A 16,247-nucleotide genomic window follows, 5' to 3' on the forward strand; every position below is an offset into this window, starting at 1 on the left:
TTAACATCTACATCGACTCTGGCGCGCTCAGGCCGAGAATGCCGGTGAGCACGTTAAATAAAACCTGTCGCGTGGCCTGCACCAATTGGATGCGGGCTTGGGCCAAAAGGGGATCCTCTTTTAAGAGGGGCAAAATGCGGCAGTTGTCGTAAAACTTGTTGAAATCGGCAGCAATCGCCTCGGCATAGCGAATGATCTTGTGAGGGGCGCGCTCTTCGGCAGCGGCAATCAGCTCATCGGGCAGGGCCAAGAGGCGCAGCAGCAGGGATCGCTCTTCAGGTTCTTTGTAGGGCAGTTTTTGCTGCTCCGTCAAAGCAACTGTGGCGGTTAGCTGCACCTGTTCCTCTTCCTGTAACCGCCGCAGCAGGGTACAGCAGCGGGCGTGGCTGTAGTGGACATAGACCACCGGGTTGTCGAAAGTTTGCTTGACGGCCAAATCCAAATCAAAGTTGATGGGGCTGTCCATGCTGCTGCTGAGCAAAAACCAGCGGGCTGCATCGACCCCCACGCCAATTTCGGGATCCTCAATAAGATCGTTTAAGGAGACAAAATTGCCGGTGCGCTTCGACATGCGCACTTCGGTCTTCTCGCCGGTTTCCGGGTCGGTTTTGAACAATTTGACAAATTGTCCAATCAGGATCTCCAGCTTGACCTCTGGGCTGAAGGCGCCCACCGCCGCCCTTAAACGACCGATATAGCCGTGGTGATCCGAGCCGAGGATGTTGATGAGTCGCTGATAGCCCCGCCGCACTTTGTCGCGGTGGTAGGCAATATCGGCGGCCAGGTAGGTAAAGGAGCCATCGGCCTTTTGCACCACCCGATCCTTGTCGTCGCCAAACTCTTGGGTTTTGAAATAGACGGCCTCTTCCGCCCCCGGCTTGGGATCCTCACCCCGCGGCGCCTTAGCCCTGTAGAGGAAGCCGCGCTCCTGCAGCTCCTGCAAAGCCTGTTGGATGGCGCTCAGCCCTGTCTGGGGATCGGGGGTGTGCAGGCGGCGTTCGCTAAACCAGTGATCGAACTCGGTGCGCAGTTGTTGCAGGGTCTGCTGTTGCCAGGCCAGCATTTCCTGGTAAGCAAAATCGGTGTACTCTTCCGGGGTGGTGGGCAGAGGGCGGATCCCGGCCTTGACCTGATCCAACAGCCGCCGGGCGATATCGACCAAATAGCTGCCGTGGTAGGCATCTTCCGGCAGAGCCACCTCTTCGCCTTGCAGTTGTCGCACCCGCACTTCTAGCGACTGGCCCAAGAGCCGCATCTGGTTGCCAGCATCGTTGATGTAGAACTCCCGCTCCACCTGGTGCCCCGTCCAGCGCAGCAGGTTGGCCAGGGTCGAGCCGACGGCAGCCCAGCGCCCATGTCCCACGTGCAGCGGCCCCGTTGGGTTAGCGGAAACATACTCCAGCAGGATGCGCTCGGGATGGGGGGCAGCGGTTTTGCCGAAATCTTCCCCCAACCGCAACAGCTCTTGCAATCGCTCGGCCAAAAAGGGATCCCCCAGCCGGAAGTTGAGGTACCCACCGCCTGCCACCTCGGTTTCTATGTCCGGCAGATCCAGGTGTTTTTGCAGGGTTTGGGCAATTTGGGCCGGCGCCATGCGGCAGAGCTTGGCCATCCCCAAGGGGGTAGGACAGGCGTAGTCGCCGTAGCGGGGATCGCTGGGGATCTGGATCACGGGAGTAACCCCTGCCGCCTGCTCAGGTGTTAGGGATCCCAGTTGGCCTGCCGCCCGTTGAATGCTCTCGGATACGGCGGCGGCGAGGAACCGAATCAGCGAGGTGGAAGGGGATTGGGTTGCCATGGCTAAAGGGAGCTGAGTGGAGAGCGAGGTTGACAGGGATCCCTGCTGCAGCAGGAGCACTATCATACTGGCAACAGACTGGCTATGACCAAAGGCTGCCCACACCTGAGCTGCGAATTTCCCAGCATCGAAGAGCTGATGGTTGCCCCCGACCCTCGACAAGCAGGCGAACAGCTCAACTCGTTGTACAAGCAGGATCGGGATGACAGGATTTGAACCTGCGGCCCTCTGCTCCCAAAGCAGATGCGCTACCAAGCTGCGCTACATCCCGGCTTAACTTTTGCGATTATGACAGATCCCCGCCGCTAATGCACACTTGAACAAGGCTGCGGCAGCCCCCTCAGGACCAAAAGAGATCCGTCTCAGATCAAGACTTCAGCATCTTGGCCGGCATGACAATGAGGGTGTTTCCCTGCCGCTCCACCACGTAGAGCTCCTGCCCGGCTTGGATTTCGAGGTTGGGGATGCTGCACTTGGCATTCCAGGTGGAACCGAGATAAGAGACCCGACCGCGCTGACCAGCCGGGATCGCTGTAACTGCCCGTGCCTCTCGCGATTCTTTGAGAAGATCTTCTAGTTGAGTCGAACCGGAAGGGACTAGGCGTCGGCTGAGGACGATCAATCCAATGGAGAGCAGGATCCAAGCCGAAAATTGTGCCCAAATGGGCCAACCCCAGTAGGCCAAAAGGGCGGCCCCCAGGGCCGCTACACCTACCGGGCCGGCTACCAACTCCGGCAAAAACAGCTCAGAGGCGATGAGAACCAAGCCAAAGACAATCCAAGGCCAAACCATAGAATCCAGGGATCCCACAAATTCAGTATGGCTTAAAACCTGTGATTGTTCAGGGGGATCCCTTGTCTTTGGAGAGATGGGGTTGGGGCTTATCCACCCAGGCGGTAATTCTCCAAAAACTGGAGGGGATCCAACTCGCCTTGAGGCAGGTTCTTGGGCAGGTTTTTGGATTCGGCAATCTGCATCAGCGTCTCCCAGTCGGTGTTCATGACAAAGGCCACCGCTTGACGAGCCGCCTCTCGGTGGGGGCAGGCCTCTCCCAAGACACAGCCATCTCGACAGAGGGTAGCGCAATCGTGTGCGGTGCTTTTGGGATCCGGGCCAGCCATGATGTCTTCCTCTCTTGGGTTTCATATTTTCTTTAGGATACCTGAAGAGAATCTTGCGCTTGCAGGAGATTTTGGAGAGGGCGGATAGCCTAGACGAGGAAATGAGGCGACAAGACCTGTTCAAGCGAAGAGGAGCCTTATGGAGTTTTCACAATTGCAAGCGCTGGTGAATCGAGCCTTAGAAGACAAAAAGCTCACCCGCACCGAGGTTGACCAAATCGTCGGCGCCATCCGGGCCGACGGCAAAATCTCCCCCGAAGAGATGGACTTGCTGGAGTCCATTCGCCAGATGGTGCTCCGCCGGGAAATTCAGGTGGTGGAAACGGCAGATTGAGGGACCCTCAAGTAGAGGGTGACTTCGCTGCGGTTGTGGAACAGGTGACGGGCCCTCACCACAGAGAAGGCACGACCCAAGATCTCCAGACTTTGCCGCAGCACCCGCAGGCGCTGCCGGTGGGGCAACTTCAGGGTCATCAGGGCCGCTCCCTGTGGCTCCAGATGGGGGGCGAAAGCCGCCATCAAGTTGGCAGAGGCCGGGCCATCCATGCGCATGTCGTTGAGGATGAGGTGAAACCGGCCTGGGCTACGGGCCAAGTAGGCTTGGGCGCTGAGGCGATGGTGGCAGATCCCCGGATCTTGGCTGAGGCGCTCGTCCAAGTCTGCCGGATCCACTGCTGTCACCTGCTGGCCATACAGGCGCAAAATGCGCGACCATCCCCCCGGCGCTGCCCCCAGATCCAAAGCCTGTCCGCCCGCTACCCAAGGAACCTGAAACACCTGGATGGCCTCCAGCAGCTTAAACTCGGAGCGGCTGATCTGGTTTGGATCCCGCCGGAAGCGGTGGATCCCGCCAGCCCAGTTGGAGAGGTTCTGTGCAGCCAGGGATAGGCCCAGCCAGGCCCGGATCCCTCCTGTCTCGGCCAGGATCACCACCGAGATCACCTGCTGGGGATCTTTGACCTGCAGGGGGGCTCCCACCGCCGCGATCACCTGTTCGGCCAGGGCTTCGTTGACCTGAAAGGGCTTGAGATTCGGCCCTCCAAACAGGCGCGTCTGCACCGAAAAGCTGCGCATGGGGTCGATGGCCGCCAACATTTCCTCATCAAGGTGCAATTTGCTCAGGGATCCCTCGTCTAGCCGCTGTTCTCGGTGAATGGGGCAGATGTGGCGCAAAAAAATGGGCGGGTCAGCCTGCCAAGCCTCCACCAGGTCAACAAACGAGCGTTGGCTGCACACCCACACCAAGCCGGGCGCCTCCCGCAGCCGCTGTACGGCGGCCTCCGGATCCGCAGCTTTTATCTCCCGGATGGCCAGATCCAAAAAATCCGGGTCGGCGCTGCCCAGCCAGGTATGGGTATCGGGGGGAAGAGAACTGCTCAACGGGCTCGCTGCCAACGCAGGTAGGGTAAACAGGCGGCTACTTGTTGAATCTGGGCTGTGGCCGCCAGCAATTGCCCTGTGGCATCCCAGGTGCCCTGCACCAGCATTTGCCAGGCCCCCTGAGGGATCTCCACAGCAGCGGCATGGTTCTGCCAGCGCACCTGTTTGTTGGGCAGATCCAGGGTCAACCGAAGCTGTGGATCCTCGGCCACCGCCTTTTGCAGGGTTTGGATCAGGCTCGCCGGCGCCGTCGCACAAGGGATCCCCAGGGCCAAACAGTTGCCGAAGAAGATCTCGGCAAAGCTTTCGCCGATGAGGGCGCGGATCCCCCACTTGGCCAGCGCTTGCGGCGCATGCTCGCGGCTGGAGCCACAGCCAAAATTGGCGTTGACCACGAGGATTTCGGCTCCCTGGTACTGGGGCAGGTCAAAGGGATGCTGGCCGGAAGCTTGGGCGCGGTCGTCGGCAAACACGTGCCGGCCCAAGCCCTCAAAGGTGACGCACTTCAAAAAGCGGGCCGGGATGATCCGATCGGTGTCGATGTCGTTGCCCAGCAGGGGGATGCCTCGGCCTGTAACGGTCAAAACTTCGCTCGGCATGGAAACTGGAATGAACTTTGGGACTGGATCTGGGGGTTGGCTGCGGGGTAGCGACGTTTGGCAATGCCCTGCTCGACGGCCAACTGGGCCTCGGCTACCGGCGGTAAACCTGATTTTCCAGATTGCGCACCTGCCGTTCCAGCCGATCCAGCCGCCCGCGCAGCTCGTCCATTTCCGATTGGCGGGGCACGCCCAAATCCTGTAGAACGTTGCGCACCTGCCGCTGCACGTAGGATTCAAAGTTGCTCTGCTCGGATTTTACCTGGTTGAGCAGGTTGTTGATGAGATTGGATGCCTCTTCTGGGTTGAGCTGGCCCTTCTGCACCAGATCGTCGGCAGCCTTCTTCAACTGCTCTGCCAGCAAGGTGGTGGTGCCGACGCCCATCAGCAAAAGCTGACGTAAGATACTGTTGTTATCCAATGCTGCCCTCCAGAGAACGCGTGCCGAAGGTACGGGCTTCTATGACCATCCATTTTCCTCAGTTTGCCTTCAACTTCGCAACCGGTTCGGCCAGCTTCTCCCTTCCCCCTGAGGCAGCACAACAATGGCACGAGGTTCTGCAGATTCTTTGGGAGCGACTCAAGCGCAGCTCCCGCCAGCAGCCTCAGGATCCCGTTGAATTTCGTTACCCTGCTGAGGATTTCAGCTTGGAGATGTTCTGCAACCCCAATATCTGGACTGGCCCCCATGCAGCCAAGGTGCTGGTAACTTTGAAAACCAAGGTGCTGCGCCTTTCCACTGAAGTGGAGTTCTCTCGCCTGCGAGAAGACCTCAGCCAGTATCTGGAGTCCCTGCCATGAGCGAAGGGCGGCACACTGCGGCAGAGGATCCCGTGGCTATTACGGTGATGCAACTGCTGGAAGAGCCGCCAGAGGGGATCCCCGGCCACTTGGAAGTGGTTTGCCTCACTTGGCATGACCGCCAGCGATCCCGGCAGCGGCTGGTGAGCGATCAGGGCACGGTAATCCAGTTGATGCTGCCTCGCGGCACTCATCTTCAGGATGGGGATCTACTCTACGCGGATGCGCAGCGACACATCCGGGTCAAAGCCCAAGCCGAACCGGTACTCTTGATTCAACCGGAAAACCCGATCCAGATGGGCCAAGTGATGCATCAACTGGGCAATTGGCACCGCCCGGCCCACATTTCCCCCCAAGGGCAGATCCGGGCGCTGGCCGATGAGCCGTTGCAGGACTGGCTGGCCCACCTGGGGATCCCGTTTCAGTTGGAGATGGCTGTCTTCGAGCCCAACCTGTTGGCCCACAGCCATTAGCCTGGGTCTAGCTGAGCAGTCATCCTCAGGTGTCTAAGTTCTCGATCCGAACGGGCTCAAGAGCTTCTGCCGGCGGAAACCCCAGCACCTGAGCATAAAAATAAAGCTCCGCCTCTAAGGCCCGTTTGATGTTGGCCGCCTGGCGAAAGCCGTGTTGTTCTCCCTCGAAGGGCACATAGGCCACCGGGATCCCTTTGGCCCGCAGGGCGGCTACCATCCTCTCTGCCTGATTGGGGGGCACGATGGCGTCTTCCAAGCCCTGAAAGAAAATAACCGGACAATTGAGGCCATCCAGGTGGTGGATGGGAGAGCGCTCCCGGTAGAGATCTCGTCGTTGCGGGTAGGGGCCAATTAAGCTGTCCAAGTAGCGGGACTCGAACTTGTGGGTGTCCTGTGCCAGGGCCTCCAGGTCGCTCACCCCGTAGTAGCTGGCACCGGCCTTGAAGACGGTGTGAAAGGTCAAAGCCGCCAGCGTGGTGTAGCCGCCGGCGCTGCCGCCGCGAATGAGCAATCGCTCGCCATCAACCCGGCCCTGTTGGGCCAAGAATCGGGCTCCAGCAATGCAATCTTCCACGTCCACAAGGCCCCATTGGCCCTTGAGGGCCTCCCGGTAGGCCCGTCCATAGCCGCTGCTGCCGCGGTAGTTGACATCCAAAACGGCAATCCCGCGGCTGGTCCAGTACTGGATCCCCAGGTCGAGCACGGCTGCTGTTGCTCCCGTGGGCCCGCCGTGACTTTTCACCAGCAGGGGCGGCTTTTCGCCGGCAGGGGCCACAAAGTCGCGGTTCTTGGGAGGATAGAAGAAGCCGTAGGCCACTGCTCCGCCCGAGGTGGGAAAGGTGATGGGCTCAGGGATTGACAAATACTCCAGATCTATTGCCACGCTGCTAGAACGGGCCACCACCTCCAATTGGCCAGAAGGTAAGTCCAGACAGACCAAGGCCATGGCTTCGCTGGGGGATCCGGCCAGGAAGGCAGCTTTTTCGCCGCTAACTTGAAGGTTGTGGAGCTCGGTGTAGGGTATGGGGAGCTCCTGCCTCTGTCCTGAACGCGGATCCAAAAGCGCCAGGTGGCAGAGCCCCTCTTGTCGATAGATGGCCAGGATTTGCCCATCCCCACAGAAGCCGTAGGTGCTCAGGCCAAACACCCACTGGGGCTCGCCAAACTCCGCTTCCATAGGGCACAGAGGAATCGGCCCTGGGGGATCCCAGCAGTAGAGGTTCCACCAGCCGCTGCGGTCGGAAACAAAGTAAAGCTCCCCCTGCGGCGACCACTGGGGCTGGAAAATGGACTCAGCCGGGCCACCAACGAGTTTCTGGGGTTCTCCCAAGCTGCCGTCAGGAGCCACTTCCGCCCGCCACAGCTCCGTGCCGTCCCAGGGCATCTGGGGGTGATCCCAGGCCAGCCACACCAGGATCTGACCGTCTGGGCTCAGTTGCGGGCTGGCGTAGAAATCGTGGCCCCTGGCCAAAACCTGCTGGGATCCGCTTTCTAGATCGATGGCAACCAGGGTATTTTCCGGCTCTCCCTGGCGGCTGTGATCCTCGCGCACGCAGAGGATGCGCCGGCGCCTCCTGTCCACCACCCCGTCGGCATAGCGGTAGGGGCCAGCTTCGGTGAGGGGCTGGGGATCCGAAGCCGGCAGCAGGCAGTACAGCCGTTGATCGGCAAAGTTGCAGAAATACACCACCCCCTCGGAGACCCAGTAGGCGCCGCCGCCGTACTCATGCACCCGCGTGCGCACGTTGAAGGGTGCTGGCGTCAGTTCCTGCACCGTCCCGTCGGCAGCTCGCCGCATCAGCACGTTGCGCCCCTTCTCCTGCGGGCGGCCCTCCGTCCAGTAGAGATCCCCCTTGTCCCAAGCCGGTTGCCCTAGGCGTAGGGATCCGGCCACCACCAGGTCAGCGGTAATTGGGGATCGCCAAGATCCATAGCCAGCCTGTTGCACCATAAGCCATCAATTTTCAACCTCGAAATCTCCATTATGCCGAGAGCAAGGGATCCCTGGGAGCTTGGCGAGAACAGGCTCAGATTCTGGAAAAAAGTATCTCGCAACACAATTTCTTCCTGGCTGAATGGGTTTGATAGAACACGTCCAGGCAACAGGGGCGCACGACGCTCTCTCGACTGCAAAGCTGGCTTTTCCCCCTGTTGATGTTGGGAAGGCATTGGTGAAAACCTCAGCCGAGCGCAGTTGGGCAAGCTGATCCATGGGCAAGGTGATGAGCTGAGTCCTTCCCCCCGTTAGCCAGGCTGCTGTAACCACACTTCGCTACATCCTTTGCACTCACCTCGTTTCGGAGTTTACCGATGGCTCAATCTTTTAATCGTCGTCAAGTGCTGAAAATGGGCGCGCTGGCCGGAGCCGGGGCTGCCTTAGGGCCGCAGATCTGGGTGAAGCGGTCTGTGCCTGCCTATGCTCAGGGAGAGACTATTCGCGTTGGCATTTTGCACTCCCTCAGCGGCACGATGGCCATTTCGGAAACCAGTGTGGTGGATGCGGAAAAGCTAGCCATTAAAGAGATCAATGCCGCCGGTGGGGTTTTGGGCAAGCAGATCGAGCCCATCATCGAGGATGGCGCCTCCGATTGGCCAACCTTTGCCGAGAAAGCCACCAAATTGATCGATGTGGACAAGGTGGCAACAGTATTCGGCTGTTGGACCTCGGCCAGCCGCAAGGCAGTTTTGCCGGTATTTGAATCCAAGCAACACCTGCTCTGGTATCCCGTACAGTACGAAGGACAAGAGTGCTCCAAAAACATCTTCTACACCGGCGCTGCCCCCAACCAGCAGATCGAGCCTTCTGTGGAATGGCTGCTCAAGAACAAGGGCAAAGAGTTTTTCCTGGTGGGATCCGACTATGTCTTCCCCCGCACGGCCAACACCATCATCAAGGCCCAGTTAGAGGCCCTGGGCGGCAAGGTTGTGGGAGAAGATTACCTGCCTCTGGGCAACACCGAAGTGACTCCCATTATCAGCAAAATCCGTGCCGCTCTTCCCAACGGCGGCGTGATCTACAACAGCCTGAATGGCGACAGCAATGTGGCCTTCTTTAAGCAACTGAAAGCAGCCGGTCTGGAGCCGGATCGCTATCCCTCTATGTCCGTCAGCATTGCCGAAGAAGAGGTGCAGGCGATTGGCTCCGAGTTCCTAGAAGGCCACTACGCTGCCTGGAACTACTTCATGACGGTGGATACGCCTGCCAACAAGAAGTTTGTGGAAGCCTTCAAGGCAGAATACGGCCAAAACCGCGTCACCAACGACCCGATGGAAGCGGCCTATATCATGGTTTACATCTGGAAGCAGGCGGTGGAAAAAGCGGGAACCGTGGAGATCGACGCGGTGCGCCAAGCAGCCTACGGCCAAACCTTTGATGCCCCAGAGGGTCTGGTGACGATGAACACCAACCACCACCTGACCAAGTACGTGCGGATCGGCCAGGTGCGCTCTGATGGGCTGTTTGATGTCATCTTTTCTACAGACGCTGTGGAGCCACAGCCCTGGAACCAGTTTGTGGCGGAAACCAAGGGCTTTGCCTGCGACTGGTCGGATCCGGCCAAAGGCGGTCGCTTCAAAGTCAGCTAGCCCTGTTGAGCGCTGGGTGCGGGATCCCTTGCGGGTGAGTTGGGGATCCCGTCCTGGAGTTGGAAGCGCGTCCCCAGTCAACGGGTAAAGAAGGAGGATCCCCTGCCGATGACCTTGCTTTTGGATAGCTTGTTTAACGGCATCAGTATTGGCACCGTTTTGCTGATAGCCGCTCTGGGCCTGGCGATTGTCTTCGGCCTCATGGGGGTGATCAATATGGCCCATGGGGAGCTGATGATGTTGGGGGCCTACACCACCTTTGTGGTGCAAAATGCCTTCCGACAATTGGGGGATCCCTGGCGGGATCTGTATATCTTTCCAGCCTTGGTTGCCGCTTTTGTCGTCACGGCCCTGGCGGGTCTGGCTCTGGAGCGGGGGGTGATTCGCTTTTTGTATGGGCGGCCGCTGGAAACCCTTTTGGCCACCTGGGGCGTGAGCCTGATCCTGCAGCAGTTCGTGCGCAGCGTCAATTGGGTGTTGGCTTTCCGCTTGGGGGCCTTTGCGGTGCTCTTTTTTGGCGGCTGGTGGCTCTTGGCAAAACGGGCCGATTGGCCGCGCCTCAAAGGCTGGGTGCTGACGTTGTTGTTGGTGCTTTCTACGGCCATTGTGGCAGTAGGCGGGCGGGTTCTGGCCCAAACCTATGCCCTGGCCGTCACCCAGCCCTGGTTTGGGGCCCAAAATAGAGACGTGACCGCTCCTCGCTGGCTGCGGGGTGGGATCCCGGTGGGCAACCTGTTTTTGCCCAATACTCGCCTGTTCATCATCGCCCTCACCGTTGTCTGTATCCTGGGGCTGTACTTTTTCTTGCAACGCACCCGCTGGGGGTTGCGCATCCGCGCCGTCACCCAAAATCGGGCCATGAGCGCTTGTGTCGGGATCCCTACGCAAACGGTGGATGCTCTCACCTTTGCCATGGGTTCGGGTCTGGCAGGAGTAGCCGGCGTGGCCGTCAGCCTGCTGGGATCCGTGGGGCCCAATACCGGCCAGAACTACATCGTGGATACCTTCATGGTGGTTGTCGTGGGGGGTGTGGGCAAGCTCCTGGGCAGCATTGTGGCGGCACTGGGGATCGGAATTGCCAACTTTGTCATCGGTTCCGGGACGCTGGCTTTGATCTTTCCCAACGTGCCGATCCTGACCGATACCCTCAACTTTTTTGCCACCACCAGCATGGCTAAGGTGATGGTCTTTGCCTTAATTGTGGCCTTTTTGCAGGTGCGCCCCCGCGGCCTTTTCCCCGAAAAAGGTCGCATGGTGGATGCCTAGGACAGCCCTCTTGAGCGAATCTTTCTAGCCGTATCCCCCATCCCCCCACACCGCCCATGAAACTGGCTCATCTCCCCCCCGCTGATCGTGAAGAGGCCATTCTTGCCACCGGTCGGGATCCCAGTCCTGCCCGCAAGCTCCTCTGGGAAGTTGGGATCCTCATTGGCCTGGCGCTGGCTTTGATCTTGGTGGCCCCAACTGTGTTGTCGGGTTTTCGGCTGAACTTGTTGGGGCGATTTCTGGCATTGAGCATTGTTGCCCTGGGGATCGACCTTATCTGGGGCTATACCGGCATGCTGAGTCTGGGGCATGGGGTGTTCTTTGCCTTGGGGGGCTATGCTTTGGGGATGCACCTCAAGTTGCAACTGCCAGAGGGACAGATACCGGAGTTTTTCAGCCTCTATGGGGTAACGGAATTGCCCTGGTTTTGGTACCCTTTTTATTCGTTTCCGTTTACGGCTATTGCTATTGTCTTGATCCCGGCTGTGGTGGCAGCAGCTCTGGGGTATTTGGTGGTGAGAAATCGCATCCGAGGAGTTTATTTTTCTATTCTGACTCAGGCCACCACAATCATTTTCTTTAACTTCTTCAACGGGCAACAGCGCTTAATCAACGGCACCAACGGCCTGACCAATTTCCAGACGTTATTTGGCCTGGATGTCAACTCTTCCCAGATGCGCTTTGCTGTCTATGTGGCCACGGTTTTAACCGTTGTTTTGGCTTACCTTCTCTGTCGTTGGCTTACCAGTGGCTTGTTTGGTCGAATCCTGGTAGCCATTCGAGACGATGAGCCGCGGGTTCGTTTCTCTGGCTACGATCCCACCGGATTTAAGGTGCTAGTATTTGCCATCTCGGCTGCGCTGGCAGGGATCGCCGGGGCTTTGTTTACCTTACAAACTGGCATCATTTCTCCCAATGCCATGGCCGTTCCCTTCTCCATTGAAATGGTGATCTGGGCAGCGGTGGGTGGTCGGGCCAGTTTAGTGGGGGCAGTGGTCGGGGCTTTGTTGGTAAACTTTGCCAAGAGTTTGCTGAGTGAAAATTTCCCAGAAATTTGGCTGTTTTTCCAGGGGGGATTGTTCCTGCTGGTGGTACTGGTGTTGCCGGATGGTTTGGTGGGCTGGGTGCGCACCCGGGGCAGGCAGCTTTGGGTTACCTTCCAGCTTTGGCGCCGGCGTTTGGCCAATATTTCTCCAGCCTAAATCCGTGCCAGTATCCCCCTATGCAAGGTGCAACTTCAGAGTAAGAGGATCCCAATGGGTGAGATAACGATGCCAAGTGTCCTCTCTTGTTCGATGGGCTGAGAATCCTACTCGTCCTCTGGCCTTTCCGTTCTTGGACGTGATCCCTATGCTTACAGCAGCTCCCACCACTACCCGGCAAATTTTACAAACTCAGGATCTCACCGTCAGCTTTGATGGCTTTAAGGCTTTGGACGGGCTGAACTTCTCTTTGGAAGAAGGGGAGTTAAGGGTGGTGATCGGCCCCAATGGAGCGGGCAAAACTACCTTCCTCGATGTGTTGACAGGCAAGGTCAAGCCTACTCGAGGGCGAGTGCTGTTTAAAGGAAAAGATCTGGCTAAGCTCAAGGAGCACGAAATCGCTGCCTTGGGTATTGGTCGCAAGTTCCAAACGCCGCGGGTCTACCAAAACCTGAGCGTGCGAGAAAATTTAGAGCTCTCTCTCAACCCTCACAAGGGTGTTTTCTCCACCTTATTTGGCAAAAAGCGCTTGCGAGAAAAGACTGATGCTCTCCTGGAAACCATCGGCCTGAGCCGTAAGGATCGGATCCCGGCAGGGCTGCTCTCCCATGGAGAAAAGCAATGGTTGGAGATCGGCATGGTGATTGCCCAGGATCCGGATCTGCTGCTGCTTGATGAATGCGTGGCCGGGATGACGGATAAAGAAACAGAGGCTACGGGAGAGTTAATTCAATCCTTAGCTCGAAATCACACCATTTTGGTGATTGAGCATGACATGGTATTTGTCCGGCAAATTGCTCGCAAGGTTACTGTTTTACACCAAGGAGCGGTGTTGTGCGAGGGTAGCTTTGAGGAAGTGAAGAACGACCCGCGAGTTATCGAGGTCTATCTTGGATCCCACAAAGCCAGAGGCTAAACGAAAACAGGGGAGAAGGGGAGATCTGTGTTGACCGTCCAATTAACCAACTCTATATCCAAGCCTATGAATACGGAAAACGCCACCAAAGCGCAAAATCTATCTCAAAGTGGATCTCAGCCTTTGCTGGAAGTCTGTAACCTGAGAGCTTATTATGGGCAAAGTTTAATTGTGAGAGATCTTTCTTTCAAGATCCTTCCCGGCCAAGCAGTTTGCCTTCTGGGTCGCAACGGCATGGGCAAAACTACCACGCTTAAAGCCCTAATGGGGCTTCTCAAAGACTGTGCAGGTAAAGTTCTCTTTGAGGGCCGACCCATCAATCATTACCCACCCAACTGGCGGGCTCGCGCTGGCATTGGCTATGTGCCCCAAGGCCGAGAGATCTTTCCTCGCCTAACGGTTGAGGAAAATCTACTGGTGGGGTTAGAAGCAGCACCGGACAAAGAACGGGCTATACCTGAGTTTATCTATGACTTATTCCCGATTTTGCGTTCTTTTCTAAAGCGTCCCGGTGGAGATTTGAGCGGTGGTCAGCAGCAGCAATTGGCCATTGCCAGAGCTTTGGTGGCAGAGCCTAAACTTTTACTCCTGGATGAACCCACAGAAGGGATCCAACCCTCTATCATCATTGAGATCGAAGAAGCCATTGCCCGCATCCAAAAAGAGCGGGGCGTTGCGGTGTTGCTGGTAGAACAGTACTTTGAGTTTGCTCAAAGCTTGGCCGATTACTTTTACCTCATGGAAAATGGATCCCTCGTTATGGAAGGGCCGACTGACCAAATGGATGAGGAAAAAGTGCGATCCTATCTCTCCCTCTGAGGTTAGCCTGGAGGAGGAGCCGAGCGGTGCAACTCTTGTCAGGCCCAGGGATCCCCTCAGGCAACAACCCTAGAAATCTGCCAGGATCGAGCAAGAGAGAACTCAGTCCACTCCCTCCTCGCTGCGTCTGTGGCTGCCCCCATTCACGTCACTGCCGAACCTTGGCTGCACACCTACAGCGAGATCATTGACGTGCGCTCGCCGGCAGAGTTTGCTGAGGATCATTGGCCGGGGGCCATCAACTTGCCTGTGCTTGACGATGCAGAACGGGCAGAGGTGGGCACCCTCTACAAGCAGGTGGATCCCTTTACGGCCCGCAAGCGGGGAGCCAGCCTGGTGGCCCAGAACATCGCCCGCCATCTGCAGACCCACTTTGCCGACAAGGATCGGGACTACCACCCCCTCATCTACTGCTGGCGGGGAGGGCAGCGCTCGGCCAGCTTGGCGTTGGTGTTGTCCCAGGTGGGCTGGCAGGTCACAGTGTTGCAAGGGGGGTACAAAACCTACCGCGCCTGGGTACGCCGGCAACTGCAGAGCTTGCCCCAGGAGTTTACCTACCGCGTCCTCTGCGGGCCGACGGGGAGCGGCAAAACCCAGTTGCTCCACCACCTGCAGCGCCAGGGATCCCAAGTCCTCGATCTGGAAAAGCTGGCCCGCCACCGCGGCTCCGTGCTGGGAGCGGAGTGGGGGATGCCGCAGCCCACCCAGAAGAGCTTTGAAAGTCAACTGGTGCAGGTTTTTCTCCAGTGGGATCCAGCCAAGCCGGTCTGGGTGGAAGCCGAGAGTGCCAAGGTGGGCCAGCTCCACCTGCCCCCTGCCCTTTGGCAGGCCCTCACCCAAGCCGATTGCGTGGAAGTGCGATTGCCTTTGGAAGAGCGGGTGAAGGGGCTGATTGCCCATTATCCCCACTGGATAGCCCATCCCCAGGCACTCAAGGAAAAATTGCTGCCCCTAAAAGCCCGCCATGGCCAGGCGCGCCTGCAGCGCTGGTTTGAGCTCATCGACGCCCAAGACTGGCCGCAGTTTGTGCAGGAGTTGCTGGAGCAGCACTACGATCCCACCTATCGGCATGGGTTGCAGCAGAACTTCAACCGCATCCACGCCCGGATAGAGCTGCCCGACCTTTCCGAGACCAGCCTCAGAGAAGCTGCCGCTCGCCTGCGCACCCGTCCAGACTAGGTGAGCACAATAAATTGCAGAGCCCGCAGCACCTCAAACCAATTGGAAACCTCCAGCCGAACGGTTGCATCGGCAACCCACCGGCAGCCGGGGTAAAAAGACTTGCGGTAGGCGCGGGCAGGATCCTTGTAGTCCACCTCCAAGTGAAAGCAATCCGGCAGTGGGCGGGGCCGGTAGGCCGACAGCCGTTTCAGGGATCCCTCTACACCTTGGCGGATGGCCTGCAGAACCTGCTGCGGATGGGGAGCAACGACCGAGTGGCCCATCCCTTTGTGGGTGACCACCGTCTCGATCTGGGCGTCATAGGCTTTCGCTTCCGCACACACCTCTGCGTCTCCGGCCAGAAATACAACCGGCACCCCTTCATAGGCAGCGGTGAGGCTGACCAGGTGAAACTCGGCGATGGCCTGGCCGTTCAGCCGGATTTGGCTAACTTCGGTGGTGTAGGTGTGGGCAAGGGGGTTGGCAGCAGATCCGGCGCGGGCATGGTAGCCGATTAAGATCAGGGCATTGTAACTGCGATCCAGCTCTTGCACCATACAGTAGGGGTGGCCGCTCCAGCCGCGGATGAGTTGCACCGGCGCCGGCAATCGCTCGGGGAGAAGGTTGCGCCCGGAATCATGGGCGTCTTTGACAGTGATCCGGGTGGCTCCGGCAGCCAGGGATCCCTCACAAGCGGCGATCACCGCTTGGGTCATCTGCTCGCGGAATGGCTCATAACCCGGCTGGCCGAGGGTGGCTTCATCCCAATGGCTGATGCCGGAGATCCCTTCGATATCAGCACTGATATAGACCTTCATGCTCGACTGATAGTCATTTCAGACTAGATTGTCAGACTAGATTGAGACAGCCCCAAGCGCTCCACGCCGCCGGCGCGTTCGCCTTTGGCGGCACCCAACACTCCCAGCCCTCACCCCCGGCCCCTCTCCCTTTGGGAGAGGGGAGTTAGGGATTGGCTCAAGGAACTGAGGATATGTTTTGTGGGAGCCCAAGATTTCCATGGCTTTGGTGCGGATCTCTACCCTCGTTTTTGAGAAGTCGGAATAAAGGACAAGGACTCCGTCCCGCTGACGCGATCAGAGGGCTACCAAAGAAGCAGATACCCCC

The 16,247-nt window shown here is 58.3% G+C and carries 17 protein-coding genes and 1 tRNA gene; 9 read left to right on the plus strand and 9 right to left on the minus strand.

The genetic code is table 11. The annotated features are described in order from the left end of the window. Positions 1–7: 7 nt before the first annotated feature. The 4 genes from argS to NW844_RS00705 form a co-directional block, all read right to left on the minus strand. Positions 8–1,798, minus strand: coding sequence for an arginine--tRNA ligase (argS, locus tag NW844_RS00690; protein ID WP_414332691.1), 1,791 nt, complete (start codon positions 1,796–1,798; stop codon positions 8–10). A 197-nt stretch (positions 1,799–1,995) separates the two neighbouring features. Continuing rightward, positions 1,996–2,069 (minus strand) — tRNA-Pro (locus tag NW844_RS00695). A gap of 96 nt (positions 2,070–2,165) precedes the next feature. Beyond that, positions 2,166–2,591, minus strand: a complete 426-nt coding sequence (locus NW844_RS00700; RefSeq protein WP_414332579.1) for an NfeD family protein — start codon at positions 2,589–2,591, stop codon at positions 2,166–2,168. An 89-nt stretch (positions 2,592–2,680) separates the two neighbouring features. After that, entirely contained in the window at positions 2,681–2,920 is a 240-nt protein-coding gene (locus NW844_RS00705; protein ID WP_414332581.1) for a hypothetical protein, read from the minus strand. Positions 2,921–3,059: 139 nt separating this feature from the next. Between NW844_RS00705 and NW844_RS00710 the strand changes: the two genes are divergently transcribed. After that, a complete protein-coding gene (locus NW844_RS00710) occupies positions 3,060–3,254 on the plus strand; it encodes a hypothetical protein (RefSeq protein WP_414332583.1) in 195 nt (64 codons plus the stop codon). On the opposite strand, the gene NW844_RS00715 is transcribed toward NW844_RS00710, so the two are convergent. The 3 genes from NW844_RS00715 to NW844_RS00725 all read right to left on the minus strand — a co-directional run bounded on the left by NW844_RS00715 (position 3,230) and on the right by NW844_RS00725 (position 5,320). Continuing rightward, complete coding sequence (locus NW844_RS00715; RefSeq protein WP_414332585.1) at positions 3,230–4,300, minus strand: SAM-dependent methyltransferase; 1,071 nt, start codon at positions 4,298–4,300, stop codon at positions 3,230–3,232. The genes NW844_RS00710 and NW844_RS00715 overlap by 25 nt on opposite strands. Beyond that, positions 4,297–4,899 (minus strand): 3-isopropylmalate dehydratase small subunit, encoded by a 603-nt coding sequence (gene leuD, locus NW844_RS00720; protein WP_414332587.1) that lies wholly within the window; start codon positions 4,897–4,899, stop codon positions 4,297–4,299. The genes NW844_RS00715 and leuD overlap by 4 nt, the downstream gene beginning before the upstream one ends. A gap of 94 nt (positions 4,900–4,993) precedes the next feature. Then, positions 4,994–5,320, minus strand: coding sequence for a phasin family protein (locus NW844_RS00725; RefSeq protein ID WP_414332589.1), 327 nt, complete (start codon positions 5,318–5,320; stop codon positions 4,994–4,996). A 41-nt stretch (positions 5,321–5,361) separates the two neighbouring features. Here NW844_RS00725 and NW844_RS00730 point away from each other — a divergent pair, with 41 nt between their 5' ends. After that, positions 5,362–5,700 (plus strand): hypothetical protein, encoded by a 339-nt coding sequence (locus NW844_RS00730; RefSeq protein WP_414332591.1) that lies wholly within the window; start codon positions 5,362–5,364, stop codon positions 5,698–5,700. Further along, positions 5,697–6,173: an urease accessory protein UreE gene (locus tag NW844_RS00735; RefSeq protein WP_414332593.1), complete on the plus strand. Its 477-nt coding sequence runs from the start codon at positions 5,697–5,699 to the stop codon at positions 6,171–6,173. Before NW844_RS00730 ends, NW844_RS00735 begins: the two co-directional genes overlap by 4 nt. Before the next feature lie 25 nt (positions 6,174–6,198). Here the strand turns inward: NW844_RS00735 and NW844_RS00740 are convergent, their stop codons facing one another. Continuing rightward, complete coding sequence (locus tag NW844_RS00740) at positions 6,199–8,124, minus strand: S9 family peptidase (RefSeq protein ID WP_414332595.1); 1,926 nt, start codon at positions 8,122–8,124, stop codon at positions 6,199–6,201. Positions 8,125–8,483: 359 nt separating this feature from the next. Here NW844_RS00740 and urtA point away from each other — a divergent pair, with 359 nt between their 5' ends. The 6 genes from urtA to mnmH all read left to right on the plus strand — a co-directional run bounded on the left by urtA (position 8,484) and on the right by mnmH (position 15,140). Beyond that, entirely contained in the window at positions 8,484–9,758 is a 1,275-nt protein-coding gene (gene urtA, locus NW844_RS00745) for an urea ABC transporter substrate-binding protein (RefSeq protein WP_414332597.1), read from the plus strand. 108 nt (positions 9,759–9,866) lie between these two features. Then, the gene (gene urtB / locus NW844_RS00750; protein ID WP_414332599.1) at positions 9,867–11,024 is read left to right on the plus strand and encodes an urea ABC transporter permease subunit UrtB; all 1,158 of its coding nucleotides are present in this window, start codon (positions 9,867–9,869) and stop codon (positions 11,022–11,024) included. A 56-nt stretch (positions 11,025–11,080) separates the two neighbouring features. Continuing rightward, positions 11,081–12,226, plus strand: a complete 1,146-nt coding sequence (urtC, locus tag NW844_RS00755) for an urea ABC transporter permease subunit UrtC (protein ID WP_414332601.1) — start codon at positions 11,081–11,083, stop codon at positions 12,224–12,226. Positions 12,227–12,374: 148 nt separating this feature from the next. After that, a complete protein-coding gene (gene urtD, locus NW844_RS00760) occupies positions 12,375–13,142 on the plus strand; it encodes an urea ABC transporter ATP-binding protein UrtD (protein WP_414332603.1) in 768 nt (255 codons plus the stop codon). A 66-nt stretch (positions 13,143–13,208) separates the two neighbouring features. Then, on the plus strand, positions 13,209–13,961 hold the full coding sequence (gene urtE / locus NW844_RS00765; protein ID WP_414332605.1) for an urea ABC transporter ATP-binding subunit UrtE: 753 nt from the start codon (positions 13,209–13,211) through the stop codon (positions 13,959–13,961). Positions 13,962–14,090: 129 nt separating this feature from the next. Continuing rightward, positions 14,091–15,140: a tRNA 2-selenouridine(34) synthase MnmH gene (gene mnmH, locus NW844_RS00770; RefSeq protein WP_414332607.1), complete on the plus strand. Its 1,050-nt coding sequence runs from the start codon at positions 14,091–14,093 to the stop codon at positions 15,138–15,140. Here the strand turns inward: mnmH and NW844_RS00775 are convergent. Beyond that, a complete protein-coding gene (locus tag NW844_RS00775; RefSeq protein ID WP_414332609.1) occupies positions 15,137–15,940 on the minus strand; it encodes a M55 family metallopeptidase in 804 nt (267 codons plus the stop codon). The genes mnmH and NW844_RS00775 overlap by 4 nt on opposite strands. Between the last annotated feature and the right edge of the window lie 307 nt (positions 15,941–16,247).

This window comes from Synechococcus sp. H55.2, from assembly GCF_047462495.1.
Taxonomy (GTDB): Bacteria; Cyanobacteriota; Cyanobacteriia; order Thermostichales; family Thermostichaceae; genus Thermostichus.